Annotated in this window: 26 protein-coding genes, 2 tRNA genes, 1 other RNA gene and 3 pseudogenes; 20 read left to right on the top strand and 12 right to left on the bottom strand. The window is 72.8% G+C overall.

Annotated features, from left to right (window positions below; translation table 11 throughout):
- Window positions 1–46 precede the first annotated feature (46 nt).
- Together IO30_RS0110405 and ffs are read right to left on the bottom strand one after the other, a co-directional pair.
- Complete coding sequence (locus tag IO30_RS0110405; RefSeq protein ID WP_031141549.1) at window positions 47–2,287, bottom strand: DNA polymerase III subunit gamma and tau; 2,241 nt, start codon at window positions 2,285–2,287, stop codon at window positions 47–49.
- A 64-nt stretch (window positions 2,288–2,351) separates the two neighbouring features.
- Window positions 2,352–2,450, bottom strand: an RNA gene (gene ffs / locus IO30_RS42600) — signal recognition particle sRNA small type.
- 140 nt (window positions 2,451–2,590) lie between these two features.
- Here ffs and IO30_RS0110400 point away from each other — a divergent pair.
- The 3 genes and pseudogenes from IO30_RS0110400 to IO30_RS43265 form a co-directional block, all read left to right on the top strand.
- A tRNA-Ser gene (locus IO30_RS0110400) sits at window positions 2,591–2,678 on the top strand.
- 167 nt (window positions 2,679–2,845) lie between these two features.
- Window positions 2,846–4,549 carry an aspartate:alanine exchanger family transporter gene (locus tag IO30_RS0110395; RefSeq protein ID WP_031141547.1) on the top strand — a complete coding sequence of 568 codons (1,704 nt, stop codon included), beginning with the start codon at window positions 2,846–2,848 and terminating at the stop codon, window positions 4,547–4,549.
- Between the two features lie 21 nt (window positions 4,550–4,570).
- Window positions 4,571–4,669: pseudogene (locus tag IO30_RS43265) on the top strand (helix-turn-helix domain-containing protein); the annotation flags it as partial.
- 42 nt (window positions 4,670–4,711) lie between these two features.
- Here the strand turns inward: IO30_RS43265 and IO30_RS0110385 are convergent.
- Window positions 4,712–4,936 (bottom strand): PucR family transcriptional regulator, encoded by a 225-nt coding sequence (locus IO30_RS0110385; RefSeq protein WP_373316476.1) that lies wholly within the window; start codon window positions 4,934–4,936, stop codon window positions 4,712–4,714.
- A gap of 47 nt (window positions 4,937–4,983) precedes the next feature.
- On the opposite strand from IO30_RS0110385, the pseudogene IO30_RS0110380 reads away from it, so the two are divergent.
- Window positions 4,984–5,313 (top strand): annotated as a pseudogene (locus IO30_RS0110380) (molybdopterin-dependent oxidoreductase); the annotation flags it as partial.
- 28 nt (window positions 5,314–5,341) lie between these two features.
- Here IO30_RS0110380 and IO30_RS0110375 read toward each other — a convergent pair.
- The gene (locus tag IO30_RS0110375; protein WP_031141543.1) at window positions 5,342–6,160 is read right to left on the bottom strand and encodes a VOC family protein; all 819 of its coding nucleotides are present in this window, start codon (window positions 6,158–6,160) and stop codon (window positions 5,342–5,344) included.
- Window positions 6,161–6,271: 111 nt separating this feature from the next.
- On the opposite strand from IO30_RS0110375, the gene IO30_RS0110370 reads away from it, so the two are divergent.
- Window positions 6,272–6,871 carry an HhH-GPD-type base excision DNA repair protein gene (locus IO30_RS0110370; RefSeq protein ID WP_031141541.1) on the top strand — a complete coding sequence of 200 codons (600 nt, stop codon included), beginning with the start codon at window positions 6,272–6,274 and terminating at the stop codon, window positions 6,869–6,871.
- Window positions 6,872–6,902: 31 nt separating this feature from the next.
- On the opposite strand, the gene IO30_RS0110365 is transcribed toward IO30_RS0110370, so the two are convergent.
- Window positions 6,903–7,421, bottom strand: a complete 519-nt coding sequence (locus IO30_RS0110365) for a DUF4188 domain-containing protein (protein ID WP_031141539.1) — start codon at window positions 7,419–7,421, stop codon at window positions 6,903–6,905.
- 88 nt (window positions 7,422–7,509) lie between these two features.
- Between IO30_RS0110365 and IO30_RS0110360 the strand changes: the two genes are divergently transcribed.
- Window positions 7,510–8,244: a MerR family transcriptional regulator gene (locus IO30_RS0110360; RefSeq protein WP_031141537.1), complete on the top strand. Its 735-nt coding sequence runs from the start codon at window positions 7,510–7,512 to the stop codon at window positions 8,242–8,244.
- 1 nt (window position 8,245) lies between these two features.
- On the opposite strand, the gene opcA is transcribed toward IO30_RS0110360, so the two are convergent.
- Both opcA and IO30_RS0110350 read right to left on the bottom strand, forming a co-directional pair.
- Window positions 8,246–9,169 carry a glucose-6-phosphate dehydrogenase assembly protein OpcA gene (gene opcA, locus IO30_RS0110355; protein WP_031141534.1) on the bottom strand — a complete coding sequence of 308 codons (924 nt, stop codon included), beginning with the start codon at window positions 9,167–9,169 and terminating at the stop codon, window positions 8,246–8,248.
- 87 nt (window positions 9,170–9,256) lie between these two features.
- Complete coding sequence (locus IO30_RS0110350; protein ID WP_031141532.1) at window positions 9,257–10,864, bottom strand: helicase HerA-like domain-containing protein; 1,608 nt, start codon at window positions 10,862–10,864, stop codon at window positions 9,257–9,259.
- Window positions 10,865–10,952: 88 nt separating this feature from the next.
- On the opposite strand from IO30_RS0110350, the gene IO30_RS0110345 reads away from it, so the two are divergent.
- The gene (locus IO30_RS0110345; protein ID WP_017240525.1) at window positions 10,953–11,249 is read left to right on the top strand and encodes a type II toxin-antitoxin system VapB family antitoxin; all 297 of its coding nucleotides are present in this window, start codon (window positions 10,953–10,955) and stop codon (window positions 11,247–11,249) included.
- Between the two features lie 114 nt (window positions 11,250–11,363).
- A complete protein-coding gene (locus tag IO30_RS0110340; protein WP_078904065.1) occupies window positions 11,364–12,029 on the top strand; it encodes a LytR C-terminal domain-containing protein in 666 nt (221 codons plus the stop codon).
- A 34-nt stretch (window positions 12,030–12,063) separates the two neighbouring features.
- Here IO30_RS0110340 and upp read toward each other — a convergent pair whose 3' ends face one another.
- Window positions 12,064–12,699: a uracil phosphoribosyltransferase gene (gene upp, locus IO30_RS0110335; protein WP_031141526.1), complete on the bottom strand. Its 636-nt coding sequence runs from the start codon at window positions 12,697–12,699 to the stop codon at window positions 12,064–12,066.
- Window positions 12,700–12,862: 163 nt separating this feature from the next.
- Between upp and IO30_RS0110330 the strand changes: the two genes are divergently transcribed.
- The 10 genes from IO30_RS0110330 to IO30_RS0110285 all read left to right on the top strand — a co-directional run bounded on the left by IO30_RS0110330 (window position 12,863) and on the right by IO30_RS0110285 (window position 19,950).
- A complete protein-coding gene (locus IO30_RS0110330; RefSeq protein WP_037893592.1) occupies window positions 12,863–13,804 on the top strand; it encodes a universal stress protein in 942 nt (313 codons plus the stop codon).
- Between the two features lie 156 nt (window positions 13,805–13,960).
- Window positions 13,961–14,152: a hypothetical protein gene (locus IO30_RS0110325; RefSeq protein WP_031141522.1), complete on the top strand. Its 192-nt coding sequence runs from the start codon at window positions 13,961–13,963 to the stop codon at window positions 14,150–14,152.
- Window positions 14,153–14,579: 427 nt separating this feature from the next.
- Complete coding sequence (locus IO30_RS0110320) at window positions 14,580–15,128, top strand: tRNA adenosine deaminase-associated protein (RefSeq protein WP_031141521.1); 549 nt, start codon at window positions 14,580–14,582, stop codon at window positions 15,126–15,128.
- A 74-nt stretch (window positions 15,129–15,202) separates the two neighbouring features.
- A complete protein-coding gene (tadA, locus tag IO30_RS0110315) occupies window positions 15,203–15,631 on the top strand; it encodes a tRNA adenosine(34) deaminase TadA (protein ID WP_051859380.1) in 429 nt (142 codons plus the stop codon).
- Between the two features lie 57 nt (window positions 15,632–15,688).
- A tRNA-Ser gene (locus tag IO30_RS0110310) sits at window positions 15,689–15,775 on the top strand.
- Window positions 15,776–15,882: 107 nt separating this feature from the next.
- Window positions 15,883–16,173: a hypothetical protein gene (locus tag IO30_RS0110305; RefSeq protein WP_031141517.1), complete on the top strand. Its 291-nt coding sequence runs from the start codon at window positions 15,883–15,885 to the stop codon at window positions 16,171–16,173.
- A gap of 414 nt (window positions 16,174–16,587) precedes the next feature.
- The gene (locus IO30_RS45915) at window positions 16,588–16,749 is read left to right on the top strand and encodes a hypothetical protein (RefSeq protein WP_167347253.1); all 162 of its coding nucleotides are present in this window, start codon (window positions 16,588–16,590) and stop codon (window positions 16,747–16,749) included.
- Window positions 16,750–17,117: 368 nt separating this feature from the next.
- Window positions 17,118–17,990: an RNA polymerase sigma factor SigF gene (locus tag IO30_RS0110295; RefSeq protein ID WP_031141515.1), complete on the top strand. Its 873-nt coding sequence runs from the start codon at window positions 17,118–17,120 to the stop codon at window positions 17,988–17,990.
- A 230-nt stretch (window positions 17,991–18,220) separates the two neighbouring features.
- Entirely contained in the window at window positions 18,221–19,069 is an 849-nt protein-coding gene (locus IO30_RS0110290) for an RNA polymerase sigma factor SigF (protein ID WP_031141513.1), read from the top strand.
- A gap of 59 nt (window positions 19,070–19,128) precedes the next feature.
- Entirely contained in the window at window positions 19,129–19,950 is an 822-nt protein-coding gene (locus IO30_RS0110285) for a hypothetical protein (RefSeq protein WP_031141511.1), read from the top strand.
- A gap of 13 nt (window positions 19,951–19,963) precedes the next feature.
- On the opposite strand, the gene IO30_RS0110280 is transcribed toward IO30_RS0110285, so the two are convergent.
- Window positions 19,964–20,197: a hypothetical protein gene (locus IO30_RS0110280; protein WP_031141509.1), complete on the bottom strand. Its 234-nt coding sequence runs from the start codon at window positions 20,195–20,197 to the stop codon at window positions 19,964–19,966.
- A 103-nt stretch (window positions 20,198–20,300) separates the two neighbouring features.
- On the opposite strand from IO30_RS0110280, the gene IO30_RS0110275 reads away from it, so the two are divergent.
- Complete coding sequence (locus tag IO30_RS0110275; protein WP_051859374.1) at window positions 20,301–20,753, top strand: MarR family winged helix-turn-helix transcriptional regulator; 453 nt, start codon at window positions 20,301–20,303, stop codon at window positions 20,751–20,753.
- 89 nt (window positions 20,754–20,842) lie between these two features.
- Window positions 20,843–22,450: pseudogene (locus IO30_RS0110270) on the top strand (MDR family MFS transporter); the annotation flags it as partial.
- Between the two features lie 74 nt (window positions 22,451–22,524).
- Here the strand turns inward: IO30_RS0110270 and IO30_RS0110265 are convergent.
- The 3 genes from IO30_RS0110265 to IO30_RS0110255 form a co-directional block, all read right to left on the bottom strand.
- On the bottom strand, window positions 22,525–23,142 hold the full coding sequence (locus IO30_RS0110265) for a TetR/AcrR family transcriptional regulator (RefSeq protein ID WP_051859373.1): 618 nt from the start codon (window positions 23,140–23,142) through the stop codon (window positions 22,525–22,527).
- A 151-nt stretch (window positions 23,143–23,293) separates the two neighbouring features.
- Window positions 23,294–25,528, bottom strand: a complete 2,235-nt coding sequence (locus IO30_RS0110260) for an ArnT family glycosyltransferase (RefSeq protein WP_031141501.1) — start codon at window positions 25,526–25,528, stop codon at window positions 23,294–23,296.
- Complete coding sequence (locus IO30_RS0110255) at window positions 25,525–26,805, bottom strand: bifunctional glycosyltransferase family 2/GtrA family protein (protein ID WP_031141498.1); 1,281 nt, start codon at window positions 26,803–26,805, stop codon at window positions 25,525–25,527. The genes IO30_RS0110260 and IO30_RS0110255 overlap by 4 nt, the downstream gene beginning before the upstream one ends.
- Window positions 26,806–26,813 lie beyond the last annotated feature (8 nt).

Genomic DNA, 26,813 nt, shown 5'->3' with positions numbered 1-26,813 from the left:
CCCGGACGGAGCGGCCGGTTTCGTGCGGCCACCCAACTACGGGGCGCTACTCATTCGTGTATTCCTCCACAACGGTGGCTCCGAGCTCGCGCACGATCAGGTCGTGTCCGGTCAGGGCGTTCTCCACGAGGTCGGGGTCGTCCGCCTCAGCGACGTCGTCCTCGGGGGCCACCGGCGGCGGCGCCTGCCGTACGGGGGGCTGCGGGGCCGAATCCTGCTGCTGGGGCGACTGCTGGGACGGCTGGTACGGCTGCGCCCCGGGGGAGGACTGCGCCGGGGGCGGCGGGCTGTAGGCCGGGGCGGCGGGCGCGGCCGGGGCGTACGAGGACGTCTGGAGCGGGGCCGGGGCTCCGCCGCCCACCACGGCGTCGATCTTCCAGTTGACCTGGAACTGCTCGGCCAGGACCGCCTTCAGCACGTCCTCGCTGCCGCTGCTCGCGAAGTTGTCGCGGGCTCCGACATTGGGGAAGCCGAGCTGGAGGGTGGTCCCGTCGAAGCCGGTGACCTGGGCGTTCTGGCTCAGCAGGATCCAGGTGAAACGGCGGCGGTTCTTGACGGCCTCCAGGACGCCCGGCCACATCGCCTGGATCTGACCGGCGCCGGCGGCCATGCCGGGGGAGGGCGCGGGAGCCGCCGGGGCGGACGCGGCCGGCTGGGCGGGGGCTGCGGGCGCGGGGGCTGCGGGCGAGGGGGCGCCCTGGCCGGGTGCGGCCGCGCTCGGCCAGGCACCGGCCGCGGGGGCGGGCGCAGCTGCGGGGGCAGCCGGGGCCTGGGCTGCGGCGGCCGGGGCGGCGCTCGCTCCCGGCCAGGCGCCGGGGGCACCGCCGCCGGGCTGCGCGGCTCCGGGCCACGCCCCGGGAGCGGGGACCTGGGCCGCGGGAGCGGGTGCGGGTGCGGCCGGGGCCTGCGCCGCCACGGGCTGGGCGGGCGGGGCCACGGGCGGGGCTTCGGCCGGGGCGACCGGGGCGGCCGGCTCCGGCTCGGGGGCCCGTACGGCGGCGCGCGCGGCGGCCACGCCCCCGCCGGGCCCTGCGGGGGCCATGGCGTGGGCATCGGGCCCGGGCACGTACCCCATGACGGGCGGGGCCGCGGGCACACCGGCGGAGGCGGCGGCCGCGAAGGCTGCGGCCCCGCCCCGCTCCAGCCGGTCCAGCCGGGCCTGGAAGGACCGCTCGTCGTCGAAGGCGGCGGGCAGCAGCACGCGCGCGCAGATCAGCTCCAGCTGGAGCCGCGGCGAGGTCGCCCCGCGCATCTCGGTGAGCCCGGTGTTGACCAGGTCGGCGGCCCGCGAAAGCTCCGCGGCCCCGAACACCGAGGCCTGTGCCTGCATCCGCTCCACGACATCGGCGGGGGCGTCGATCAGCCCCTTCTCCCCGGCGTCGGGCACGGCGGCCAGGATCACCAGGTCGCGCAGCCGCTCCAGCAGGTCGGCGACGAACCGGCGCGGGTCGTTCCCGCCCTCGACCACGCGGTCGACGACCTCGAAGGCGGCGGCGCCGTCCCCGGAGGCGAAGGCGTCGATGACGGCGTCGAGGAGGGACCCCTCGGTGTAGCCGAGGAGGGAGGTCGCCATGGCGTATGTCACACCGTCGGCGGCGGCGCCCGCGAGCAGCTGGTCCATGACGGACATGGAGTCACGCACGGATCCGGCGCCGGCGCGCACGACGAGCGGCAGCACGCCGTCCTCGACGGTGGCGCCCTCGCGGCCGCAGACCTCGCCCAGGTAGTCCCGCAGGGTGCCGGGCGGAACCAGCCGGAAGGGGTAGTGGTGGGTCCGGGACCGGATGGTCCCGATCACCTTCTCCGGCTCGGTCGTGGCGAAGATGAACTTGAGGTGCTCCGGCGGCTCCTCGACCACCTTCAGCAGGGCGTTGAAGCCCGCCGAGGTGACCATGTGGGCCTCGTCGATGATGTAGATCTTGTAGCGGCTGGAGGCCGGTCCGAAAAAGGCCTTCTCGCGCAGGTCACGGGCGTCGTCCACACCACCGTGCGAGGCCGCGTCGATCTCGATGACATCGATGGAACCCGGCCCGTTGCGGGCGAGGTCGCGACAGGACTGGCACTCCCCGCAGGGGGTCGGGGTGGGGCCCTGCTCACAGTTCAGGCACCGGGCGAGGATGCGCGCGCTGGTGGTCTTGCCGCAGCCGCGCGGCCCGCTGAACAGGTACGCGTGATTGACCCGGTTGTTCCGCAGGGCCTGCATCAGCGGTGCAGTGACATGCTCCTGCCCGATGACCTCGGCGAACGACTCGGGGCGATAGCGGCGGTACAGCGCAAGGGACGACACGTATACGAGGTTATCCGGGCCCACCGACAACAACGGCCCGCCGACGCCTCCCGGACCCCCGGGAACGCAAAGCGCCCCCCACGCACCCGCCAGAGCCCACTTACCCTTGCTGCCTTCCGGCCCTGGGGGAGTTGGGTGAGATAGCGCCACGTGAGGGGCTGGCCCCACCCTAGCGGATGGACGGCCCCGGAATCGAGCCGGACCCGGACGCGGACCCCGGCGGACCCCTCGCCGGCCCTTCGCCGACCCCCGCCCGACGATCACGTTCGCGAGCACCCCTCAACGTCTTGTATTGTTTGCGGCGGAGGATTCGCCTAGTGGCCTAGGGCGCACGCTTGGAAAGCGTGTTGGGGGCAACCCCTCACGAGTTCGAATCTCGTATCCTCCGCCAGTGCCTCACCGGGCACGATGTCGAAGAGCCCCACCGCTTGCGGTGGGGCTCTTCGCGTTTCCCGTCCCGTGCCGGTCGTCCCGGGCCCTCCGTGTCGGCCGGCGTGCAGGAGGGCCGGGGCGCGCCTAACGTTTTCGCTGGCGGCTGCGGCGGAGGCGGGAGCGCGGATGGAGTGGTTCAGGGCGAACGTCTTCCGGCCCTACCCGGAACTCCTGATCTTCCTGACGATCGCCGTCGGCTTCCTGCTCGGGCGGCTGCGCTACCGCTCCCTCGCGCTCGGCGCCGTCACCGGCTGCCTCGTCGCCGGGCTCGTCATCGGCTCCCAGGCCAAGGTGGAGATCGACGGGCCGATCAAGTCCGTCTTCTTCCTCATGTTCCTCTTCGCCCTGGGCTACGACGTGGGGCCGCAGTTCTTCCGCGCCCTGCGCAAGGACGGCCTGCCCCAGGCTCTCCTCGCCGTGATCGTCTGCGTCACCGGGCTGGCCACCGCCTGGGCCTTCGCCACGCTCGCCGGGTACGGGCCCGGGCTCTCGGCCGGTCTGCTCGGCGGCGGGCTCACCCAGTCCGCCGTCATCGGCGTGGGCTCCGACGCCATCGCGCACCTGCCCGGGCTCACCCGCGCCGAGGCCCAGGACGAGTCCCACCTCGTCGCCGTCGCGTACGCCGTCACCTACCCCCTGGGCACGGTGCTGCCCGCGCTGCTCCTCGCGGGGGTGCTCCCCCGCCTCGTCCGCAGGGACCTCGCGGAGCAGAGCGCCGTCCTCGCCGCCGACCTGGAGGCGGTCGAGGAGGACCCGGACGCGGGCGAGGGCTACTACAAGCACGTGCTGCGCGCGTACGCCGTGGACGTACAGCGCATGGCGGGCCGCACGGTCGGCGATTTCGAGGCCGAGCAGAAGGCCGCCGGGCGCCGGCTCTACATCACCCGGATGCGCCGCGCGGGCGAGATCCTGGAGCACTCCCCCGGGACCCGCATCGAGCTCGGCGACACCCTGGCGATCAGCGCGGTCCGCGGCGACCTCGTCGCGTACGACGCCCGCAGCCACATCGGCATGGAGACCGACGACAGCGAACTGCTGGGATACCGCACCGAGACCCTGCACGTCGTGGTCACCACGCGCAGCCGCGACAGCGGGCGCACGATCCGGAGCCTGCGCCACGAGGAGTTCATGCCGGGCGTGTTCATCGAGGGCCACTGGCGGGCCGGCGCCGACCTGCGGGTCCGGCTCGACAGCACGGTGGAACGCGGCGACACCCTGGTCCTGACCGGGCCCCACCACCGGGTGGAGGCCGCGGCGGCCGTGATCGGCAAGCCGGTGCCGACCAGTTTCGCCACCGACATGGTGTGGATCGCCCTCGGCCTCTTCCTCGGCGGCCTCCTGGGCATCCCCGCCCTGCACGCGGCCGGGGCCCCGCTGTCCCTGTCCACGTCCACCGGGGCGCTGCTGATGGGTCTGGTCTTCGGCTGGATCCGGAGCAAGTACCCGACGTACGGGAACCTGCCCTCCGCGGCGCAGTGGCTGATGGGCACGCTCGGCCTGTGCGTCTTCGTCACCGTCGTCGGCCTGAACGCGGGCCCCAGTTTCGTCCCCGGTCTGCGGGAGGCCGGCTGGCCGCTGCTGCTGTGGGGCGCGGCCGTCACCACCGTGCCGCTGCTGGCCGGTTTCGCCTACGGACACTTCGTGCAGCGCGTGCCGCTGCCGATCCTGCTCGGCGCCCTCGCCGGGGCCCAGACCACCACGGCCGCGCTCGGCGCCCTCACCGAACGGGCCCGCAGCCAGATCCCCGCCCTCGGCACGACGGTCCCGTACGCGCTGGGCAACGTGCTGCTGACGATGTGGGGTTCGGTGATCGTGCTGCTCATGCGATGACCCGGCCCCTAAGCTGCGGGCGTGCCGTCGTACTCCATCGGGCAGGCCGCCGACCTGCTGTGCGTGAGCCCCGAGACCGTCCGCCGCTGGGCCGACGCGGGGCGGCTGCCCGCCCACCGCGCCGAGGTCCACGTCGACCTGGGCTGAGCGCGGAGCGCCCCCCTAGCGGCAGCGCAGCGCCGCGTACAGGTCCAGCTTGTGGTCGAGGCGGGACAGGTCACGGCCCGTCAGGACCTGCACCCGCTCGATCCGGTAGTGCACCGTGTTCACGTGCAGGTGCAGGGCCTCCGCGGTGCGCGCCCACGAGCAGTTGTTGGCCAGGAAGACCTCCAGGGTCTCGCGCAGCATCCCGTCCCCGAGCGCCCCGAGGGTGCGCGCCCCGAACACCGACCGCACCTCCGCCGGGACCCCGGCCAACAGCTCCGCCAGGGTGTCCAGTTCACCACGTGTTCGAAGGGCCGTTGCTCCGGGACGTGGTGGCGGACGCGGGCCCCGCCTTCGACGCGCGGCGCCGCAAGGACCGCAGCCGCTTCCTGCTCGCGGTCAGCGGCGGGGACGGCCACCACACCGTCCTGTCCTGGGCCGAGCTGGACGCCGACTTCGCAGCCGGCCCGGTCCTGCTGGCCACGCGCCTCGACGGGGAGGAACTCGACGAGGCCGTCAGCCAGTTGGTGGTCCCGACCGACCGGTGCGGGGCGCGCTACGTCAGTGCGGTCACGCACGTCTGGTTCGGCGCCCTGCCGACGCCGGACGTGGGGCTCTGACCGGGCCGGGAGGCGGTCAGCCGTCCGGTCACCCGTCCGACATCTGCGGCATCTCACCGACCGTCGTGGACATGTCGATCACCGCGAAGGCCGCCCCCTGCTGGTCCGTGACGGCGGCGAAGCGGCCGAAGGGGGAGTCCATCGGCCCGAAGAGGAGGGTTCCGCCGAGCTTCTTGGCCTTGGCGAGGGCCTCGTCGCAGTCGGGCACCGAGAAGTAGATCTGGATGTAGGAGGGGACCTGCGGCGGGAACTCGTCGCCCATCTTCATCCGGCCCAGCACCGGGTTCTCCTTGCCGCCCAGGCTGAAGACCTTGAAGTCCATGCCGGCCGTCTGGGGGTCGTCACCCGTCTCCATCTGCTGGGACTCGTACGGGAAGACCTTCGTCAGGAACGCGTCCGCCTTGTCAGGATCCCGCGTGAAGACCTCCGCCCAGGCGTAGGAGCCCGACTCGCCCATCTTCTCGAAGCCCTTGTGCTCGCCCGGCTGCCAGACCCCGAAGACCGCACCGCTCGGCTCCTTGGCGATCGCCATCGAGCCGAACGGGCCCACCTGCATCGGTTCCATCAGCAGGTCGCCGCCCGCCGCCTTGATCTTCTCGGCGGTGGCCGCCGCGTCGCGCGAGGCGAAGTACAGGCACCACTGCGAGGGGGCGTCGGTGCCCGGCATCGGCGGGACCACGGCCGCGACGGCCTTGCCGTCGGAGTAGGCCTGCGTGTAGCTGCCGAACTCGGTCGCGGACTCCCCGAAGGTCCAGCCGAGGACCTCGGCGTAGAAGCTCTTGGCCCCCTCCACATCGGTGAACATCGCGTCCACCCAGCACGGGGCGCCTTCCGTGTACTCGGCCATGATCGATCGACTCCCGGGTCGTGTGGCATGCCTGCGGTCGCTCTCGTACTCACGCTAGGCGCGCCGCGCGGCGACCGCGCGGGGAGCGCGGCGCCGGGGGAGGCTGGGGACATGGACAAGCACTTCACCATCCGGCTGGCCCAGCAGCCGGAGGCCGACGAGCTCCTCGGCCGGAGCCCGCTCGCCGCGCTCGTCGGCATGCTGCTCGACCAGCAGGTTCCGATGGAGTGGGCCTTCTCCGGGCCCTTCACGATCGCCCAGCGCCTGGGCTCGGACGACCTGGACGCGCACGCCGTCGCCGCCTACGACCCCGAGGCCTTCGCCGCGCTGCTCTCGCAGAAGCCGGCCGTCCACCGCTATCCGGGGTCGATGGCGAAGCGGATCCAGCAGCTGTGCGCGTACCTCGTGGAGCACTACGACGGGGACGCGGCGGCCGTGTGGGCCGATGCCGCGACGGGCGCGGAACTGCTCGCCCGGCTCAAGGAACTGCCGGGCTTCGGGGAGCAGAAGGCCCAGATCTTCCTCGCCCTGCTCGGCAAGCGGTTCGAGGTGCGCCCCAAGGGCTGGCGGGAGGCCGCGGGCGGCTACGGACCGGCGAACGTCTACCGCTCGGCGGCCGACATCACGGGCCCGGAATCCCTGGCCAAGGTCCGGGCCCACAAGCAGGAGATGAAGGCCGCGGCCAAGGCCGCCAAGGCCGCGGGCGGCTAGGGCACCGCAGGGCGGTCGGACGCCACTGGGCCTACGGAGCCTCGGGGGAGGCCGTGCGCGTGCGGTGGGCGAAGCGGTCGGCGGCGCGCCGGCCGCGGCTCTCCACCGGCAGCACCCCGGTGGCCGCGGCCAGGCCGTAGGGCGGCATGTCGGCGTAGATCGACTCGTACGACCCCTCGGGCACGACGTACGACTCGTGCCACAGGCCCACGTGCCCGCGCACCCTTCCCTCGCGCTCCTTGCGGTTGATGAGGGCCCACACCCGGTGGTGGAGCATGTCGGGCGCCTTGGCGTAGGCGTAGAGCTTCTCCTTGGACTCCCAGTACTGGACCACGTAGTACGTACGCGGCGAGCCGGTCAGCAGGACGTGCCCGAGCAGCCCGCGGCTCTTGTCCGCGGCCAGTTCGCGGAGCATGCGCGGCATGGCGAGGAGCACCGGCACCCAGTGGTGCACCGCCCAGAAGTGGTTGATGCGCATCCCGATCAGCAGGACCACCGCGTCCCCTTCGACCGCTGCGGTGGTGCGGCCCGGAATCGGCTTGGCGAACACAATGCCTCCAGGTCTCGTGCTCGGACGGCGGCGCCGTCCGGACACCGCATGATTGGATAGTGGCGCTCTCCAAGGAAAGGCACAAGAGATGCGGCTGGCCGAGCTGAGCGAGCGGAGCGGCGTCTCCACCGCGACGATCAAGTACTACCTGCGCGCAGGGCTGTTGCCCGCGGGCCGCAGGATCGGCGCGACCACCGCCGACTACGACGAGAGCCACCTGCGGCGGCTGCGGCTGGTGCGGGCGATGATCCAGGTCGGAGGGCTGCCGGTGGCCACGGCCAGGGAGGTGCTCCGGCACGTCGACGACGACTCGCTGGGCCGGACGATCCGCCTGGGCGCGGCCCTGTGGGCCCTGCCGCAGGGCCGCGAACTGGACGGCGCCGCGGGGGGCGAAGCCACTGCGGGCCGAGTCGCCGCGGGCGAAGGCGCCGTCCCGGGCGCGGGCACCGCGGACCAGGACGCCACGGAGCCCGAGGACCCGGCCCTGGTCACCGCGCGGCAGGAGGTGGACCGGATGCTGGAGACGCTGGGCTGGTCGACCGCCCGGGAGCTGGCGCCGCTCTCGCCCGTCCACCGCTCGCTGGTGGTGGCCGTGGCGGCCCTCATCCGGCTCGGCTACCAATGGGACGCCGAGTTCCTGGCCCCGTACGCCCGCCTCATGCACCAAGTGGCCGTCCGCGACCTGGACTTCGTGGACACCTATCCCACCGAGGCGGAGAAGGTCGAGACGGCGGTCGCGTCGGCCATCCTCTTCGAGCCCGTCCTGCGGGCCCTGCACCGGCTGGCCCAGGAGGAGGAATCGGCCCGCCGGTACGGTCTCTGACCTAGGCCGTCTCGGGAGCCGGGCGCCGCAGCGCGGAGCCGTAGACCACGTCCGCGTCGAGCCTGCGCAGTTCCTCCGCGATCAGCTCGGCGCCGCTGCGGATCTTCAGGGCGACCTTGCGGTCGGGGCTCCCCGGCAGGATCAGCGTGGCCAGCGCGCCCGCGGGCCGGTCCACCCGTATCTCGCCGCCCGCGGTCCGCAGGCTCACTCCGGTGATCACCGGGCCGTCGGTCGCCACCCGGTCCACCGGCACCCCCAGCCGGTCCTCCAGCCAGCGCGCCAGCAGCTCGGCGCTCGCGTTGTCGGGCTCGCTCTCCACCGCCGCGCCGGTCACCGCCAGCGGCTTCTGGTCCAGGGCCGCCGCCAGCAGGGCCCGCCACGGGGTCAGCCGGGTCCAGGCCAGATCGGTGTCCCCGGGCTGGTAGCCGCCCGCCCGGACGTCGAGCGCGCCCACCGGGTCCACAGCCGCGGCCGCGTCGGTGATCCGGCGCTGTGCGAGGGCGCCCAGGGGGTCGCCCGCGAGGTCGGCCGGGGCCTCGGCGGGCCACCACGCCACGACCGGCGCGTCCGGCACGAGCAGCGGCAGGACGACCGAACCCGCCTGGTCCGTGAGCGCACCGTGCAGGCGCAGCAGGATGATCTCGCCGGTCCCGGCGTCCGTCCCGACGCGCAGCTCGGCGTCCAGCCGGGTCGCCCGGCGCTGGTGCGGGCCCCGCGAGGTCCGCTTGATCACCGCGATGATGCGGCACGGGTGCTCGCGCGACGCCTCGGAGGCCGCGCGCACGGCGTCGTACGCGTTCTCCTCGTCGGTGACCAGGACGAGGGTCAGCACCAGCCCCATGGCGGGGCTGCCGATGGCCCGGCGGGCTTCGAGCAGGGCCCTGTTGACCTTGCTGGAGGTGGTGTCGGTGAGTTCGGTCCGCATGACCACGAGTCTGTCAGCGCCCGTAGCGGTCCCGGCACCCGGTGCGCTCGATTCCTCCTGGAGCGGCCGGCCCGGAACCGGGCCGCGTCATCTGCGCCGGCGCGCCGTGCCGAAGATCGACCGGGAGATCTCCCGGCCCAGCTGGGTGCCGATCGAGCGGGCCAGCGAGCGGAACAGTCCGCTGCCCACCACCTGTTCGGCCAGCGAGGGGTCCGGCTTCGGGGCGCTGCGCGCCGCCTTCTCGGCCTCCTTGGCCTGCTTCTCGGCCTCCGCGGCGGCCGCCGCGGCCTCCGCCTGCGCCTCGGCGGCGGCCTGTTCGGCGCTGATCTTCTCGTACGCCGACTCCCGGTCGACCGGTTCCGCGTACCGGGAGTACAGCAGCGAGGCCTTCACCGCCTGCTCCAGGGCCGTCGCCTCGACCGGCCCCATCAGCGACTGCGGGGCGCGCAGCCGGGTCGCCGCGACCGGGGTCGGCGCGCCCTTCTCGCTGAGCACGGTGATCACCGCCTCGCCGGTGCCCAGCTGGGTGAGCAGCTCCTCCAGGTCGTACTCGGAGCGCGGGAAGGTCTTCACCGTGGCCTTGAGGGCCTTGGCGTCGTCGGGGGTGAAGGCGCGCAGGGCGTGCTGCACCCGGTTGCCGAGCTGGGCCAGGACGTCCGCCGGCACGTCCTTGGGGGTCTGCGTGACGAAGAAGACGCCGACGCCCTTGGAGCGGATGAGGCGGACGGTCTGGGTGACGGAGTCCAGGAAGGCCTTCGACGCCCCGTTGAAGAGCAGGTGGGCCTCGTCGAAGAAGAAGACCAGCTTGGGCTTCTCCAGGTCACCGACCTCCGGCAGGTCGGTGTAGAGGTCGGCCAGCAGCCACATCAGGAAGGTGGAGAAGAGCTGGGGCTTGTCCTGGACCGCCGGGAGTTCCAGGACGGAGACCAGTCCGCGCCCGTCGGCGGCCGTGCGCAGGAACTCGCTGGTGTCGAACTCCGGCTCGCCGAAGAACTCCGCGGCCCCCTGCTGCTCGAAGGCGGTGAGCGCCCGCAGGATCACCCCGGCCGTCACCGTGGACAGTCCGCCGATGCCCTTGAGCTCGGGCTTCCCCTTGTCGGAGACGAGGAAGGCGACCACCGCCCGCAGGTCCTTGAGGTCGATCAGCTCCAGGCCCTTGGTGTCGGCGTAGTGGAAGATCAGGCCGAGGGACTGCTCCTGCGTCTGGTTGAGCTGGAGCACCTTCGACAGCAGCACCGGGCCGAAGGCGGTGACGGTCGAACGCACGGGGATCCCGGTGCCGATGCCGCCGAGCGAGTAGAACTCGCTCGGGCAGCCGGTGGCCTGCCACTCCTGGGCGACGTCCGCGGCGCGCTGCTCGACCGCGGCGCTGGGGGTGCCGGGTACGGAGATCCCCGAGACGTCGCCCTTGATGTCCGCGAGGAAGACGGGGACTCCGCCCGCCGACAGCTGCTCGGCGATGAGCTGGAGGGTCTTGGTCTTGCCGGTGCCGGTGGCGCCCGCGACGAGGCCGTGGCGGTTGAGCATGGCCAGGGGGATGCGGATCTGGTGTCCGGGCAGCACCTGGCCGTCCCAGAGCAGGGCTCCCAGGTCGAGGGCGGGGCCGGTGAAGGCGTACCCGGCGGCGATGGCGGCGGCGGGGCCGGCCGTGTCCGCGGGGCCGGCCGGAACCTCTGGGTCGGTGCTCTGGCTCATGCATCACTCCCGAATTGGTACCCGTTGCCACTTTTGCACCGACGCAGCGAGGCTGCGCCCGCAGGCACCGGCCCGGTAGGCTTTCCGTGTGATCTTCAAGCGCATCGGAAACGGGAAGCCCTACCCCGACCACGGCCGGGAAAGCACCCGCCAGTGGGCGGACGTCGCGCCGCGCCCGGTCCGGCTCGACCAGCTGGTGACGACCAAGGGACAGCTGGACCTCGAAACGCTGCTCGCCGAGGACTCCACCTTCTACGGCGACCTCTTCGCCCACGTCGTCAAGTGGCGTGGCGACCTCTACCTGGAGGACGGGCTGCACCGCGCCGTGCGCGCCGCCCTGCAGCAGCGCCAGGTCCTGCACGCCCGCGTGCTGGAAATGGACTGAACCCGGTGGCTCGGGCGGCTTCCGCTTCGCGAAGATTGCGCCTTTCGGGTCACCATTGACCTATCAGCAGATCATTTAGTAGGCATCGCCCCCGGGCCGCACTACGCTGCGCCCATGAGCATGCTCACTCCCCCCGGCATGGGCGGAAAGTACCGCGTCACGGGAGCCGCCTACCCCCGCATGAGCCGTAAGCGGAGTCGTCGACGCATCGTCTTCGCCGTGCTCGGTTCGGTCCTTGCGCTCGCCCTGCTCGGCTACGGGGCACTGCAGCTCATCGACGTGTTCCAGGGCGACGGCTCCAAACGGAACTCGGCTGCCGGCGCCAAGGACTGTCCGACCGCGGCGGCCGAACGGGCCGCCAAGGGCGCACCCGCGGCGGCCTCCGCCTCGGCCGCACCGGCGGTCAAGCTGCCCCAGCCCGCCGAGATCACGGTCAACGTCTACAACGCCACGCCGCGCGCCGGCCTCGCCAAGGCGGTCGGCGACGAACTGCGCAAACGCGGCTTCGTCGTCGGCAACGTCGGCAACGCCCCCGCGGGCTTCGACAAGAAGGTCCCGGGCACCGGGATACTGCTGGGCTCCCCCGCCACCGACAAGGCGGTCTTCTCCGTGCTCGGCACCCAGTTGCCCGGCACCACCCAGCAGACCGACACCCGCGAGGGTGCGGACGTCGACCTGATCCTGGGTGACGCCTTCAAGGAGCTCAGTACGCCGCAGGCCGCGGCCGACGCGCTGGCCGCACTGGCCAACCCCGTGCCCGCGCCCGCCAAGAACTGCTGAGGGGCCGAGCCGCCCCGGGCGGCTCGGCCGGGTCCTACTCGGCCGAGCCGTACATCCGGTCGCCCGCGTCACCCAGTCCCGGCACGATGTAGCCGTGCTCGTTGAGCCGCTCGTCGACCGCGGCCGTCACCACCGTCACCGGCGTGCCCGCCAGCTCGCGCTCCATGATCTCGACGCCCTCGGGCGCGGCCAGCAGCACCACGGCGGTCACGTCGTCGGCCCCGCGCTTGATCAGCTCGCGGATCGCCGCGACCAGCGTGCCGCCGGTGGCCAGCATCGGGTCCACGACGTAGACCTGCCGCCCGGAGAGGTCCTCCGGCATGCGCGTCGCGTACGTGGAGGCCTCCAGGGTCTCCTCGTTGCGGACCATGCCCAGGAAGCCCACCTCGGCGGTCGGCAGCAGCCGCACCATGCCGTCGAGCATGCCGAGGCCCGCCCGCAGGATCGGGACGACCAGCGGGCGCGGGTGCGAGAGCTTCACGCCGGTGGTCGGGCCGACCGGGGTCTCGATGTCGGCCTGCTCGGTGCGCACGTCCCGGGTGGCCTCGTACGCGAGCAGGGTCACCAGCTCGTCGGCGAGGCGCCGGAAGGTGGGGGAGTCGGTGCGCTTGTCGCGCAGCGTGGTGAGTTTGTGCGCCACCAAGGGGTGATCGACGACCTGCAAACGCACAACATCCTCCAAAACTCAGCCTGCGACCTGCAAAAACGGCCGCCGGACGCGACCTGCACCCAAAAGGCTACGCGCTGAGGCGACCCCTTCGCGTCCGAAGCGGCGGCCGCGCCCGCCGCTCCCTGCGGATGCGCCCCGCCCGGCCGCCCAGCACGCTGGACTGGTGAACAGCGCACCCGTGATCGCAGCCGTCGACGGATCCGACCACAGCCTCGCCGCCCTGGAGTGGGCCAGGGGCGCGGCCCTGCGGCACGGTACGGGGCTGCTGATCGCCCATGTGCTGCCCGACCACGCCCAGTTGTACGCGGGCCGCCGGGCCGCCCTGCACGACGCCTCCCAGCCGGAGAAGTTCGCCGACCCCGTGCTCGACCGGATCACCGCCCTGCTCGGCGGCGGTCCGGGGCTCCCGCCGGGGATCCGCTACGAGGCCCTGGAGGGCTCGGTCCCGGAAGCCCTGCGGGTGGCCGGGGCCGAGGCACGGATGCTCGTCATGGGCTCCCGCGGCCGCGGCGGCTTCGCCACCCTGCTCCTCGGCTCCAGCAGCCGCGCCGTGGCCGCCTCCGCGCCCTGCCCGGTGGTGGTGGTCCCGCACGCCGAGCGCCGCGCGGAGCCCGCCGACGTGGCCGACGAGCCGTCCGCCGGGCGGGTGGTGCTCGGACTGCACGCCGCGGAGACCCCGGACGACGTGCTCGACTTCGCGTTCGCCGAGGCCGCCGCACGGGGGACCACCGTCCAGGTGGTGTCGGCGTACACGATCCCGCCCTCGCCGACGGTGCTGGTGGACAGCCCCTTCGCGGTGATCCCGCCGGAAGGGCTCGCCGACGGCGGGGACGCCGTACCGGCCGAACGGGAGATGCTGCGGTCCCAGACCGAACGGATCGCGCCGTTGCGCACCCGCTACCCCGACGTGCCCGTCGAGCAGGCCGCCGTGCCCGGTGACCCTGCGGGACGGCTCGTCAGCGCCTCCCGGTCGGCCGCCCTGGTCGTGGTCGGCCGCCACCACCCCCGCGTCAGGTCGCTGTTCATGGGTTCGGTGGCGAACGCGGTCCTGCAGCACGCCCATGGCCCGGTGGCCGTCGTACCGACGCTCCACGACGACGCCTGAGCCGTCCGGCCGCCCCCGTCCGTGCCCGTCCGCGCCCCCACCTCTCTGACCTGCACGGGGGTGGCATCAAACGCACCGTCCGGGGGAAGGTGGGTGCAGGGGGGTCTGCTTCGCGCCGGCGGAGGAGGACGACCGGACCAGCCCGGGGTGGTGCTGATGCCCGAGACGCAGCCGAGCGAGAGCGAAGAGTACGAGACGCCGGAGACCGCGGCGCAGCGCAGGGCGCGGCGCGCGCAGTTCCTGCGCGACCTGAGCGAGGCGCGCGAGCTGCGGGACCGGGTCCAGCCCCGCCGCGCCCGGGCCGCCCGGATGCGCCAACAGATGCGGATGCGCACCTTCCGCTGGTGACCGGCTGATGGCCCGACCCGTGACCCGCCGCTGCCCCGGGCCCGGCGGCCGCGGGGAGCGCCACCCGGGCAGCGCGGGTCCGACCAGGTGAACGGGACACGCCAGCCCGCTCGGCCAATCCCGCCGCCTCCGCGCCCGGCCGCGCCGCCCTCGCCCCGGACCCCCGCGAGGCACCGCCCCGCCGCCCCGCAGCGCCACCCCCGCGGGCTCCGCCGGGGAGCCGGGAGCGCCGTGCACGGGCCCGCCTACGTGCCGCGCGCCGCACGGCACGGCACGACGCAAGCGCGGAAGACCTCTCGCAAAGCCGCCGTTTCTGCCACGATGCCGATTGGGCGGGGCACGGACGGCGAGCAGCAGGCCGTTCCACCCCATCCTCCGGCCGGGGGGACCTCCAACCGGCACGCCTAAGACCAGTGGGAGAGTCACGGTGTATTTCGCCGCACTGCTCGCGCGCACCGAAGACGGGTGGGAAGCGAGCGACATGGAACTCGACGACGTCGAGTCCCTCAGTGATCTGATCGATCTCGCCCGTTCCGCCGCTGTCGACGACGACACGGTGGTCGCCCTCATCGAGCAGGAGGACGCCTGGTTCGGCGTCGTCCGCGTGGACGGGGAGGAGGACCCCCGGTACTTCGTATCGAACGCCTCCCTCGCCGCCCGCAGCTCCTACGGCTCGATGCTTACCAAAGAGCTGCTGGGCAGCGACGAGGAGGACGACGAACTCGACGAACTGGACCTGGACGGCACCGAGGACGGCGAGGAGGAACCCGTCACCGCGTTCACGGACGAGGAGGACGACGAGGACCGGGCGGGCGGGACCGGCTCGGAACCGGTACCGGCCGGACCGCTCGGCGATCCCCGCCTGCTGGACGACCTCGGGGTGACCCACAAGCAGCTGATGACCCTGGACGGGGACGCCCTCTCGGAGATCGCCGACTCGCTCGGCGCCACCGAGGTCCTGGAGGCCGTCCGCTAGTGACCGGCCCGCACGTGACCCACGCACACGACACGCACGGCCCCGATCCCGTAAGGGACCCGTGGCGGGACTCCATGCGCCTGGCGCTCCAGGAGGCCGCCAGGGCGGTGCCGGCCGGCGACGTGCCGGTCGGCGCCGTCGTGCTCGGCCCGGACGGGGATCTCCTCGCCACCGGGTACAACGAGCGCGAGGCGTCCGGCGACCCGACGGCGCACGCCGAGGTACTGGCGCTGCGCCGGGCGGCCGCCGCGCTCGGGGAATGGCGGCTTCCGGGGTGCACCCTCGTGGTCACCCTGGAGCCGTGCGTGATGTGCGCGGGGGCGCTCGTGCAGTCGCGCGTGGCGCGCGTCGTCTACGGCGCGGACGACGAGAAGGCGGGCGCGGCCGGGTCGCTCTGGGACCTCGTGCGGGACCGCCGGCTCAACCACCGGCCGGAGGTGGTCCGCGGCGTCCTCGCCGAGGAGTGCGCGCGGCAGCTGACGGACTTCTTCCGGGGCCTGTGACGGGGCCGCGGGACACGGATTTCAGCACACGGGTCACCTTGGGCTAAGCTCTCTCTCGGTAGCGTGTCCGAGCGGCCGAAGGAGCACGCCTCGAAAGCGTGTGATGGTGCAAGCTATCCGTGGGTTCAAATCCCACCGCTACCGCTCTTGAACCGAGAGCCCCGCCCCGCAAGGGTCGGGGCTCTCGGCGTTTTCGCTCCCGTCCGGCGGACAGCCGCGTGACCGTGCGGTCGTGCAGCCGTTGTCACGGCATGACCAAGACCCAGCGCATGCTCGCCGCCATCGCCCTCGCGGGGGCCGCCGCGGGCCTCGCCGCTCCCGCCGCCTCGGCCTCCCCGATCGCCCCGCTCACCCTCCCGGACCTGCCGACGGCGGCCCCGGGCATGCCCGCGGGCGCCACGCCCGGCTCCGTCCAGGAGATCGGCGCGAAGCTCAGCGAGGGCGCCAACCAGCTCAACCAGCTGATGGAGCTGCCGAACCACCTCGCGCCCGTGATCGCCCCCGTCCAGCCCCTCACCGACCTGGCCGGCGCCATCCAGTAGGGGCATCCGGCAGGAGCATCCAGCAGAGGCATCGGGCCGACCGAGCCGGGGCCGCGCCCCGGGCACGCGAAGAAGGCCCCGACCGGAGTCGGGACCTTCATCGTGTGGGACGGGGGAAGTGGCATCGGGGGGACAAGCCACTTCCCCCGACGAACGCAGAACCTGCCAGTCCGGGCCGCAGTCAGGGGGAAGCTTGCGGCTCGGACCCCGCAGTGAGGTCCTGTCCCTCACCCACCGATTTCCTGCCAGAACCGGTGGGCTCACATCAATCCTGCGCCCACCGCAACCGCTCACGCAGCGGCAAAGGGCCCCTCGTACCGGGCCCTTGGTCCTTAAAGACCGGGTGAGTGTCCGAACATGACCGGTTAGACTCACCCGACTTTGCAGTACCGGTTGGGGAGGCCGACACCGTTCATGGACACCAAGAAGCTCATCACGGGCGTCCTCACCGTGTTCGTCCTCTTCGTGATCATCACCCAGCCCAAACGGGCGGCCGAGATGGTGGGAATAGGTTTTCAAGGCATATCGGATGCCGCATCCGGTATCGGCGAGTTCATGACCGAACTGGTGCGCTGAACCCGTACGCTGAGGCGGTTTCCTGACTTCCCAGCCCCCCACTCCGACGGGTGGGGGGCTTTTCGTGTCGCATTGCTGGGCATAATGCCCCGCTATGCCCAACTTGCCCTCAACACGGCGTTATACGGTGCTTGCACACAGTGCACATCTCTTGTGATGCTATGACCGCTTTTAACGGATGAGTTGACTGAAGGGGTGGCGTGACCGTGCCGGCCAGTACTGCGCCTCAGGTGCCCCCTCAGCAGGACCCCCAGCCCTACCGGCCGGGACTCCGGCCCGAAGTCCGGCAGGAGCTCAGGCCGGAACCCCGGCAGGAGCTCCGACAGGAACCCCGGCAGGAGCTCCGACAGGAACCCCGGCGGGAAGTCCTGCAGGAAGTCCGGCAGGAGGCCGGCCCCGAGCCGCAGCAGGAACCGCGGCAGGAACCCCGCCAGGACCCGCCCGAGGAGCCGCCGCCGCCCGCCCCTCGGCCCGCCGGCCGGGGCGCCGACACCCGGGCCCTCACCCAGGTCCTCTTCGGGCAGCTGAAGGGCCTGGAGCCGGGCACCAGCGAGCACAGCCGGGTGCGCGGCGCCCTGATCGAGGCCAACCTCCCGCTCGTCCGGTACGCGGCCGCCCGCTTCCGCAGCCGCAACGAGCCGATGGAGGACGTGGTCCAGGTCGGCACCATCGGGCTCATCAACGCCATCGACCGCTTCGACCCGGACCGCGGGGTGCAGTTCCCGACCTTCGCGATGCCCACCGTCGTGGGCGAGATCAAGCGCTACTTCCGGGACAACGTCCGCACCGTGCACGTACCGCGCCGCCTCCACGAGCTGTGGGTGCAGGTCAACGCGGCCACCGAGGACCTGACCACCCTGCACGGGCGCACCCCGACCACCCCCGAGATCGCGGAGCGGCTGCGGATCAGCGAGGACGAGGTGCTGTCCTGCATCGAGGCCGGGCGCTCGTACCACGCGACCTCGCTGGAGGCCGCCCAGGAGGGCGACGGGCTGCCCGGACTGCTGGACCGGCTCGGCTACGAGGACCCCGAGCTGGCCGGGGTCGAGCACCGGGACCTCGTACGCCACCTGCTCGTACAACTGCCCGAGCGCGAGCAGCGGATCCTCCTCCTGCGGTACTACAACAACCTGACGCAGTCGCAGATCAGCGCGGAGCTCGGCGTCTCCCAGATGCACGTCTCCCGGCTGCTCGCCCGGAGCTTCGCCCGGCTGAGATCCGCAAACAGGATCGAGGCGTAACCGGAACGAGTGGAGATCATCTACGCGTTTCCAGACAGAACGGTCTGATCACCCTTTGACCTCGTCTGTCGCTGGAGATATATGTCGACTTGGCGCTACAGCGTGTTGCCGACATGTGACATTCTGCTGGAACCGCGTTTGCCGCAGCCCCGCCTCCGGTATTCAGGTGGAGGCTGCGTTCCTCCGACGGGCGCGCCGTACGCGACCGTCCGCGACCTCAAGGGGGTGGCATGTCCGTAGACCAGGGCAGCTCCAAGGTGCTCACGCTCGTCAAGAGCCCGGCTCCGGCAGCACCTGCAGCGCCTGTCCGCTCGGAAGCCATCGACACCCGCACCCTCTCCCGCTCCCTCTTCCAGCGACTTGCCGCCCTGGACGCGGACAGCCCCGAACGGGCGTACGTACGCGACACCCTGATCGAGCTGAACCTGCCGCTGGTGCGGTACGCCGCAGCCCGGTTCCGCAGCCGCAACGAGCCGATGGAAGACATCGTCCAGGTCGGCACGATCGGCCTGATCAAGGCGATCGACCGGTTCGACTGCGAACGCGGCGTCGAGTTCCCGACGTTCGCGATGCCGACCGTCGTGGGCGAGATCAAACGATTCTTTAGGGACACCTCCTGGTCCGTGCGCGTCCCGCGCAGGCTCCAGGAGCTGCGCCTGGCGCTGACCAAGGCCAGCGACGAGCTCGCCCAGAAGCTGGACCGCTCGCCGACCGTCCCCGAGCTCGCGGCCGTGCTCGGCGTCTCGGAGGAGGACGTGGTCGACGGGCTCGCCGTCGGCAACGCCTACACCGCCTCCTCGCTCGACTCCCCCTCCCCGGAGGACGAGGGCGGCGAGGGCTCGCTCGCGGACCGTCTCGGCTACGAGGACACCGCACTGGAGGGCGTCGAGTACCGCGAGTCGCTCAAGCCGCTGCTCGCCAAACTCCCGCCCCGGGAACGGCAGATCATCATGCTGCGGTTCTTCGCGAACATGACACAGTCCCAGATCGGCGAGGAGGTCGGCATCTCCCAGATGCACGTCTCCCGGCTGCTCACGCGGACGCTCGCCCAGCTGCGCGTGGGACTCATCGGGGAGTGACACGGGACGGGCGCCCGGACGGGCTTCCCAATTGACGGAGCGTCAGGAAAACTGGCGCGATGCGAACGGGATCCCGTACGGCCGCCCTCCTCGCCCTGTGCTGCACGGCCACCGCCGCCGCCCTCACCGGCTGCGGCGGACCGCCGCAGGACGGCTACGTCGCCGTGGGCGCCGCCGCCCCGGGCCCCGAGCGGGGCGCGGGGGAGAACGTGGGGCCACAGGGCCCTGTGGAGTTCCAGCAGCTCGGCGGCCCGTCCGCGGCGGGCGGATCGTCGGCCTCCGCGGAGGCCCCGCCCGGACCCACGGACGGCGCACAGGCGGGTGCGCCCGCGGGCCGGCCGTCCGGCGGGTCGCCCGGCACCCCGGGATCCTCCGCCCCGGGCGGCTCCGCAGCCGCACCCGGCACCACGCAGGGACCCGGTCGCGGTACGGGCGGCTCCGGCGGTTCGGGCAGCTCCGGCGGTTCCGTGACCCCCGGCGCGTCCGGTGGGCCGGGCACTCCCGGCGCTCCCGGTACGCCTTCGGGCCCGGCCACCCGGCCCGGCACCACGCCGCCCGCGCCGCCACCGGCCACACCGGCCCGGCTGAGCCTGTCCACACCCGTGCGGTCCGCCGCGGCCGACCGCTGGTGCGAACTGGTCACCGTCACCTTCACCAACACCGGTACCACCGCGGCCCGTTCCGGCACGGTCAGCTTCGCGACGCACATCATCGGCGCCCTCGGGGTCGACTGGGCCACGATCACCACGACCCAGCCGCTCCCCGCACCCGTACCGGGCACGGGAGCCAAGACGCACACCTACACGGTGTGCGTGGAGGCCTGGCGCGTCCCGCTGGGCATGCACGTGGAGACCCGGAAGGTCACGGCCGCCTGGAGCTGAGGCGCCGCGCGGGTCAGTGCAGGACGACCCAGAGCGCGGCGCCGAAGAGCAGGGCCAGCCCGAGGGTCACCCCGAGCCACATGCCCTTCTTCGAGCCGGCCTGCTGCTCCGCGCGGCGCTGCTGGCGGGCTCCCGGGCCGGCCTGCCTGACCGGTGCGGCCTCCTCGACGAACGCCCGGAACATCTGAGTGCTGCCCGCCGGGTCGTGGTTACCCTCGGGGGCCTGTGAGTTGTGGTTCGCAGCCATGGAGCAGGACCCTAGCCGGTTTTCCGATTCCTTTACCGCCCCACCCCCCTGATTCATTTGCCTGTAGCAACCATCCGCTTCTATGGTTGCCCTAAGCAACAAGATGGAGGGCTGCCAGGTGACCGCTTCCCCTGCTCCGACCGCCGACGGCCGGTACCGGGAACTGGCCCGCCAGCTCACCGGCATCGGCGCGGTCAAGCGTGACCTCGCCCGCATCCTGCCCCCGGACTGCCCGCCCGGCGCCGCCGCCGTGCTCACCGTGCTCGACCGGCACGGCGAGATGCGGCTCAGCCGGCTGGCCGCGTACATGGCGATCGACATCTCGGTCACCAGCCGCCACGTGGCCCACGTGGCCGACCGCGGCTGGATCGAGCGTCAGGCCGACCCCGGCGACGGACGCTGCCGGATCCTGCGGCTCACCCCGGCCGGGCGCGCGCTCCTCACCGAGCTCGGCGCCCGCTACACGGACGCCCTGGAAAGAGCGCTGGCCGACTGGTCGGCCCAGGACATCGACGTACTGAACACCCTGCTGGCCCGACTCCGATCGAGCTTCTAGAACTGAGGAACCACATGGCTACGACCACCACACCCACCGGTGTGCGGGGAGGCGACGGCCGGTCGGAGACGACGTCCGACAGCACGTCCATGACCCACCCGCAGATCATGAAGGCACTGTCCGGGCTGATGCTCGGCATGTTCGTGGCGATCCTGTCGTCCACGATCGTCTCCAACGCCCTGCCCCAGATCATCGGCGACCTCGGCGGCACCCAGTCCTCGTACACCTGGGTGGTCACCGCCGCCCTGCTGTCGATGACCGCGGCCACCCCCCTGTGGGGCAAGCTGTCCGACCTCTTCAGCAAGAAGCTGCTGGTCCAGATAGCCCTGGTGATCTACGTCCTCGGCTCGGTCGTCGCGGGCATGTCCCAGAACACCGGCATGCTCATCGCCTGCCGCGTCGTCCAGGGCATCGGGGTCGGCGGCCTGTCCGCCCTGGCCCAGATCGTCATGGCCGCGATGATCTCCCCGCGCGAACGCGGCCGGTACAGCGGCTACCTCGGCGCGGTCTTCGCCGTCGCCACCGTCGGCGGCCCGCTGCTGGGCGGCGTCATCACCGACACCTCCTGGCTCGGCTGGCGCTGGTGCTTCTACGTCGGCGTGCCCTTCGCCGTCATCGCGCTGATCGTGCTCCAGAAGACCCTGCACCTCCCGGTCGTGCGCCGCGACGTGAAGGTCGACTGGCTGGGCGCCTTCCTCATCAGCGGGGCCGTCTCGCTGCTGCTGATCTGGGTCACGCAGGCCGGCGACTCCTACGCGTGGGTCTCCTGGCAGACCTGGGCGATGACGGGCGGCGCCGTGCTGCTCGGCCTGCTCTTCGTGCTCGTCGAGTCCCGGGCGAGCGACCCGATCATCCCGCTGCGGCTGTTCCGCAACAAGACCATCACCCTCGCCTCCGCGGCCTCGCTGTTCGTGGGCATCGCGATGTTCTCGGGGACCGTGTTCTTCAGCCAGTACTTCCAGCTGGCCCGCAACGAGTCCCCGACGATGTCCGGGGTCCTCACGATCCCGATGATCGGCGGACTCTTCGTCTCCTCCACCGTGAGCGGCCAGGTGATCACCAAGACCGGCCGGTGGAAGGCCTGGCTGGTCTCCGGCGGCGTGCTCCTGACGGCCGGACTCGGCCTGCTGGGCACTCTGCGCTACGACACCCCGTACTGGCACATCGCCGTCTACATGGCGCTGACCGGCCTCGGCCTCGGCATGATGATGCAGAACCTGGTCCTCGCCACCCAGAACCAGGTCGCGCCCGAGGACCTGGGCGCCGCCAGCTCCGTCGTCACCTTCTTCCGCTCGCTCGGCGGCGCCATGGGCGTCTCCGCACTGGGTGCGGTCATGGCCAACCGGGTCACCCACTACGTCCAGGACGGGCTGGCCGCGCTCGGCCCGAAGGCGGCGGCGATGGGCCACGGCGGCACCGCCGGGGGCGGCATCCCCGACCTCGACAAGCTGCCCGCGCCGTTCCGCGAGGTCGTGGAGTCCGCGTACGGGCACGGCGTCGGCGACGTCTTCCTGTACGCCGCACCCTTCGCGCTGCTCGGCCTGGTGCTGGTGCTGTTCATCAAGGAGGTCGCACTGAAGTCGAAGCCCTCGGCGCACGCCCCGGCGGCCGGTTCCGACGAGGAGCCTTTGACGGCACCCGCGGCGGCCGCAGTGCCGGCGGAAGTGACCGTGGCGGCGGCCACGGCCACGACGAAGGACGCGGCTCCCCGGAGCTGACCCGGGAACGTCCGGACCCTTGAGGCCACCGCCCGGCCCCGCGATCCGCGGGCTCAGGCGGTGGCCTTCGCCTCGATGCCCGCGACCAGGACGTCGACCGCGAAGCAGAATTCGGCCTCGGGAGCCCGCCGGGCCGCCCCTCCGCAGCCGTGCAGGAACTGCGAGACGGCCAGACGGGCGCCCGCCCGGGCGGCACCGGTCAGACCGGTGGCGTCGAGGAGCTGCTGGAGGGCTCCGTCGAAGGCGCGGGCGTGCGGGCCGAGGTTCGGGTAGGCCGCGGTGAGCGGAGCCACCCAGGGGTGGTCGGCCAGCAGCCTGCGGTAGCCGCGGGCGAGCGCCCGCAGTCCGCCGGGCCAGCCAGCGTCTCCCGCTCCCCCTGCGGTGCCCGGCTCGGGCAGGACCAGTTCGCCCAGGGCCCGGTCCAGGGCGAGTTCGAGCAGGTCGTGCTTGGTGTCCACGTACCAGTACAGGGACATCGCGGTCACCCCGAGCCCCGCGCCGAGCCGCCGCATGGAGAACCGGGTCAGCCCGTCGGTGTCGAGGAGCCGCACGGTGGCCTCGATGATCCGCTCCCGGTCGAGGCCGGAAGGTGCCTCGCTGCGGCGTCTGGTGGGGCGGGTCGCCAGCCACACGCTGGTCCGGGTCTCACCGGGATCGGCCGCGGTCACCATGGGGAAGCCCTCCTCAGATGCCCAGGATTGAGCCCGGAATGCCCGGGTGCGCCCCCTTGATCCTAGGGCGCGGGCCGGCACGAGGAGTGGGATCCGGCCTGGGCCGATGGGTCGCGCCCCCATCGGCCCGGACCGTCGGGCGGACCGCCCGTCAGGCCTTGGGTGCGGTGAGGTCGTAGAAGGTGGCTCCGCCGACCGTCCGCGCGGTGAAGTTCTCCTTCACCCAGCTCTCGATGGCGCTGCTGGTGCCGCCGCCGGGTCCGCCGCCGCCCTGGCGCACGGCGGGTCCGTTCCCCGTTGCCTGGCCGCCCTGTTCACCCTGGGCGCCTTGGCCGCCCTGATCTCCCTGGCCGATGAAGTAGTGGATCCGCCCGGCCTTCACGTACGCCTGGAACTGCTCCAGCGTCGGCGACGGGTCGCTCCCGTTGAAACCGCCGATCGGCATCACCGGTTCGCCGGAGGCCAGCTGGTAGCTCGCCGCGTTCTGCGAGCCGACTCCGGCCGCCGCCCAGGTGTACTGGTCCGCGTCGGCGCGCAGGGCCGCCACGGCCTCTGCTCCGACCCGGGTTCCGCCCAGCAGCCCGCCCGGGCCTCCCTGGCCGCCGCCGGCCCGCTCGAAGCCGCGCCCTGCCTGGCCGGCCTGCGCTCCCTGGCCGTCCCGGCCGCCGGGACCGCCCTGGCCGTCCGGGGCCGCCTGGCCGTCCGGGGCCGCCTGGCCGTTCGGCATCGCCTGGCCGGGCCGCCCCTGCGGTGCTCCGCCCGCGGCGCCCGCGGCGCCGGGGCCGCCCTGGCCGCCCTGGCCGCCCTGGCCGCCCTGCGGCAGCTCGCCTCCGGGGCCGCCGAAGCGCATCATCCCGCCGGGTCCGCCCCGGCCGCCCGCCACCGCCGGGCCCGCGGTCACGATGGACCCCGTGTGACCCGTGCTCACCGTGGTCAGGCAGTACGCGAAGGGGCCGGCCAGGGCCGCTGCCAGGCCGAGCGCGGCCACGGCGGGCAGTGCCCGTATCCCGCCCGCCCGGGAGCCCGCCGCCAGCGCGGCGGCCGCGAGGAGCCCGGCCGCCAGGACCGCCCAGCGCAGCCACGGCAGGTAGCCCTCGGCCCGGCCGAGCAGCACGTACGACCAGACGCTGGTCAGCACGAGCACGGCCGACAGGGTCAGCGCCGCGGCCAGGCTGCCCCGCTCCTCCCAGAGCACGGCGACGCCCATCCCGATCAGCGCCGCCACGAAGGGGGCCAGGGCCACGGTGTAGTACTCGTGGAAGATGCCCTGCATGTAGCTGAAGACGAGCACGGTGATCAGCAGCGAGCCGCCCCAGGCCAGGAAGGCCGCCCGCGCCATGCTCTCCAGCGAGTCGGTGGCCCGGCCCGCCCGCCAGGTGACCACGAGTCCGGCGACCAGCAGGACCAGGGCCGCGGGCAGCAGCCAGGAGATCTGACCGCCGATGTTGGCCGAGAACAACCGGTCGATGCCGGTCTCGCCCCACCCGCCGCCACCGCCGCCGCCGGGACCGCCGCCGCCTCCGACGCTGCCGGTCTCGTTGCCGTTGATCCGGCCCAGGCCGTTGTAGCCGAGGGTCAGCTCCAGGAAGGAGTTGGTCTGCGAGCCGCCGATGTACGGGCGGGAGTCCGCGGGCCACAGTTCCACCACGGCCACCCACCAGCCCCCGGCCGCCACCATCGCGCACCCGGCGAGCAGCAGCTGGCCCAGACGCCTGCGCAGCCGGGTCGGCGCGCAGACGGCGTACAGCAGGGCGAGCGGCGGCAGGATCACGAAGGCCTGGAGGGTCTTGGTGAGGAAGGCGAACCCGACCGCGACCCCGGCCCACACCAGCCAGCGGGTGTGCGCCCCGTCGAGGGCGCGCAGGAGGCAGTAGACCGTGACGGTCAGCAGCAGGGTCAGCAGCGCATCGGGGTTGTTGAAGCGGAACATCAGCGCGGCGACCGGCGTCAGCGCGAAGGCGGTCCCACTCAGCAGTGCCGCGGCCGGGCCGAACTGGCGTCGGACGGCGGCGTAGAGCACGCCCGTGGTGGCGACGCCCATCAGCGCCTGCGGCACGAGGATCTGCCAGGAGCCCAGTCCGAAGAGCCGGACGGACAGCATCATCGGCCACAGGGCGGCCGGGGGCTTGTCGACGGTGATGGAGTTCCCGGCGTCGGAGGAGCCGAAGAAGAAGGCCTGCCAGCTCTCGCTGCCCGCCTGCACGGCCGCGGAGTAGAAGGAGTTGGCGTAGCCGGAGGCTCCCAGGTCCCAGAGCAGCAGCACGGCGGTGCCGAGCAGCAGCGCGGCGAGAGCGGGCCGTTCCCAGGCGGGGCGCCCGACGGCCGCCGCGGTGGCGGCCCGGCGGGGCGCGGGTGGGGTGATGGCGGTGGGTACGGCCGTGGTCATCGGCCCTCCTCGGTGATCGACGTCTTCGGATGGGCCGTGCGGCGCTCGGGGAAGACCCAGGCGCGCAGAAGCAGGAACCGCAGCACGGTGGCTGCAAGGTTGGCGGTGATCAGGACGGCCAGCTCGGTGCTGTGCCCGGGGTCCGCCGTGGCCGCGTCGAGGGCGGCGAGGGAACCACTGGTCAGGGCCAGGCCGATGGCGAACACCACCAGGCCCTGGGCCTGGTGGCGTACGGCCCTGCGGCTGCCGCGGACGCCGAAGGTGAGCCGGCGGTTGGCGGCGGTGTTGGCGACGGCGGAGAGCAGCAGGGCGCCGGCATTGGCGAGCTGCGATCCGGTCCCGGCCCGGAACGCGGTGTAGAGCAGCAGGTAGAGCAGGGTGGACAGGACCCCGACGGCGCAGAAGCCGAGGAGCTGGCGGGGCAGCCCGCGCTCCACGTCGGGTACGGCGGTGCGGTCGCGCGGATCGTCGCCGAAGGGCCGTGCGAGCCGGTCGAGCGGGAGCGCGCCGACGGCGAGGGCCCGGCCGACGCGCCAGACGCCCTTGAGGTCCTCGGTGGCCGTCCGCACGATGTGGACGGTGGAGTCCGGGTCGTCCACCCAGTCCACCGGGACCTCGTGGATCCGCAGTCCGGCGCGCTCGGCGAGGACGAGCAGTTCCGTGTCGAAGAACCAGCCCGTGTCCTCCACCAGCGGGAGCAGCCGCTCGGCGACCTCGCGGCGGATGGCCTTGAACCCACACTGGGCATCGCTGAACCGGGCGGCGAGGGAGGAGCGCAGCAGGAGGTTGTAGGCCCTCGACACGAACTCCCGCTTGGCTCCGCGCACCACCCGTGAGGACCGGGCGAGACGGGTACCGATGGCGAGGTCGGAGTGGCCGGAGATCAGCGGCGCGACGAGCGGCAGGACGGCGTTGAGGTCGGTGGAGAGGTCCACGTCCATGTAGGCGAGGACGGGCGCTTCGGATGCGGACCACACGGTGCGCAGCGCCCTGCCGCGGCCCTTCTCCTCCAGCCGGGTGCTGCGTACGCCGTCGAGGTCGGCCGCGAGGGCGGCCGCGATCTCGGGGGTGCGGTCGGTGCTGGCGTTGTCGGCGACGGTGATCCGGAAGGGATAGGGGAAGGTCCGGCTGAGGTGCCCGTGCAGGCGGCGCACACAGGGGCCGAGGTCCTTCTCCTCGTTGAAGACCGGGATCACCACGTCGAGGACGGGCTCACCGGGCACGGGCGCGAGGGGCGCCCGTGCCGGAAGGGCACCGGGAGAGGCGTCGGTTGACATGCGTCGAC

It is taken from the genome of Streptomyces xanthophaeus (assembly GCF_000725805.1).
Classification (GTDB): domain Bacteria; phylum Actinomycetota; class Actinomycetes; order Streptomycetales; family Streptomycetaceae; genus Streptomyces; species Streptomyces xanthophaeus.
Note: the sequence above shows the minus strand (reverse complement) of the source record. Positions and strands in the feature narration are given on the sequence as shown.

Excerpts from the sequence above, each read along its gene's own strand:
- IO30_RS0110395 (WP_031141547.1), top strand. The coding sequence starts at position 2,846 with ATGGAGTGGTTCAGGGCGAACGTCTTCCGGCCCTACCCGGAACTCCTG.
- IO30_RS0110375 (WP_031141543.1), bottom strand. The coding sequence starts at position 6,160 with ATGGCCGAGTACACGGAAGGCGCCCCGTGCTGGGTGGACGCGATGTTC.
- IO30_RS0110370 (WP_031141541.1), top strand. The coding sequence starts at position 6,272 with ATGGACAAGCACTTCACCATCCGGCTGGCCCAGCAGCCGGAGGCCGAC.
- IO30_RS0110360 (WP_031141537.1), top strand. The coding sequence starts at position 7,510 with ATGCGGCTGGCCGAGCTGAGCGAGCGGAGCGGCGTCTCCACCGCGACG.
- opcA (WP_031141534.1), bottom strand. The coding sequence starts at position 9,169 with ATGCGGACCGAACTCACCGACACCACCTCCAGCAAGGTCAACAGGGCC.
- IO30_RS0110350 (WP_031141532.1), bottom strand. The coding sequence starts at position 10,864 with ATGAGCCAGAGCACCGACCCAGAGGTTCCGGCCGGCCCCGCGGACACG.
- IO30_RS0110340 (WP_078904065.1), top strand. The coding sequence starts at position 11,364 with ATGAGCATGCTCACTCCCCCCGGCATGGGCGGAAAGTACCGCGTCACG.
- IO30_RS0110325 (WP_031141522.1), top strand. The coding sequence starts at position 13,961 with ATGCCCGAGACGCAGCCGAGCGAGAGCGAAGAGTACGAGACGCCGGAG.
- tadA (WP_051859380.1), top strand. The coding sequence starts at position 15,203 with ATGCGCCTGGCGCTCCAGGAGGCCGCCAGGGCGGTGCCGGCCGGCGAC.
- IO30_RS0110305 (WP_031141517.1), top strand. The coding sequence starts at position 15,883 with ATGACCAAGACCCAGCGCATGCTCGCCGCCATCGCCCTCGCGGGGGCC.
- IO30_RS45915 (WP_167347253.1), top strand. The coding sequence starts at position 16,588 with ATGGACACCAAGAAGCTCATCACGGGCGTCCTCACCGTGTTCGTCCTC.
- IO30_RS0110290 (WP_031141513.1), top strand. The coding sequence starts at position 18,221 with ATGTCCGTAGACCAGGGCAGCTCCAAGGTGCTCACGCTCGTCAAGAGC.
- IO30_RS0110285 (WP_031141511.1), top strand. The coding sequence starts at position 19,129 with ATGCGAACGGGATCCCGTACGGCCGCCCTCCTCGCCCTGTGCTGCACG.
- IO30_RS0110280 (WP_031141509.1), bottom strand. The coding sequence starts at position 20,197 with ATGGCTGCGAACCACAACTCACAGGCCCCCGAGGGTAACCACGACCCG.
- IO30_RS0110275 (WP_051859374.1), top strand. The coding sequence starts at position 20,301 with ATGGAGGGCTGCCAGGTGACCGCTTCCCCTGCTCCGACCGCCGACGGC.
- IO30_RS0110265 (WP_051859373.1), bottom strand. The coding sequence starts at position 23,142 with ATGGTGACCGCGGCCGATCCCGGTGAGACCCGGACCAGCGTGTGGCTG.
- IO30_RS0110260 (WP_031141501.1), bottom strand. The coding sequence starts at position 25,528 with ATGACCACGGCCGTACCCACCGCCATCACCCCACCCGCGCCCCGCCGG.
- IO30_RS0110255 (WP_031141498.1), bottom strand. The coding sequence starts at position 26,805 with ATGTCAACCGACGCCTCTCCCGGTGCCCTTCCGGCACGGGCGCCCCTC.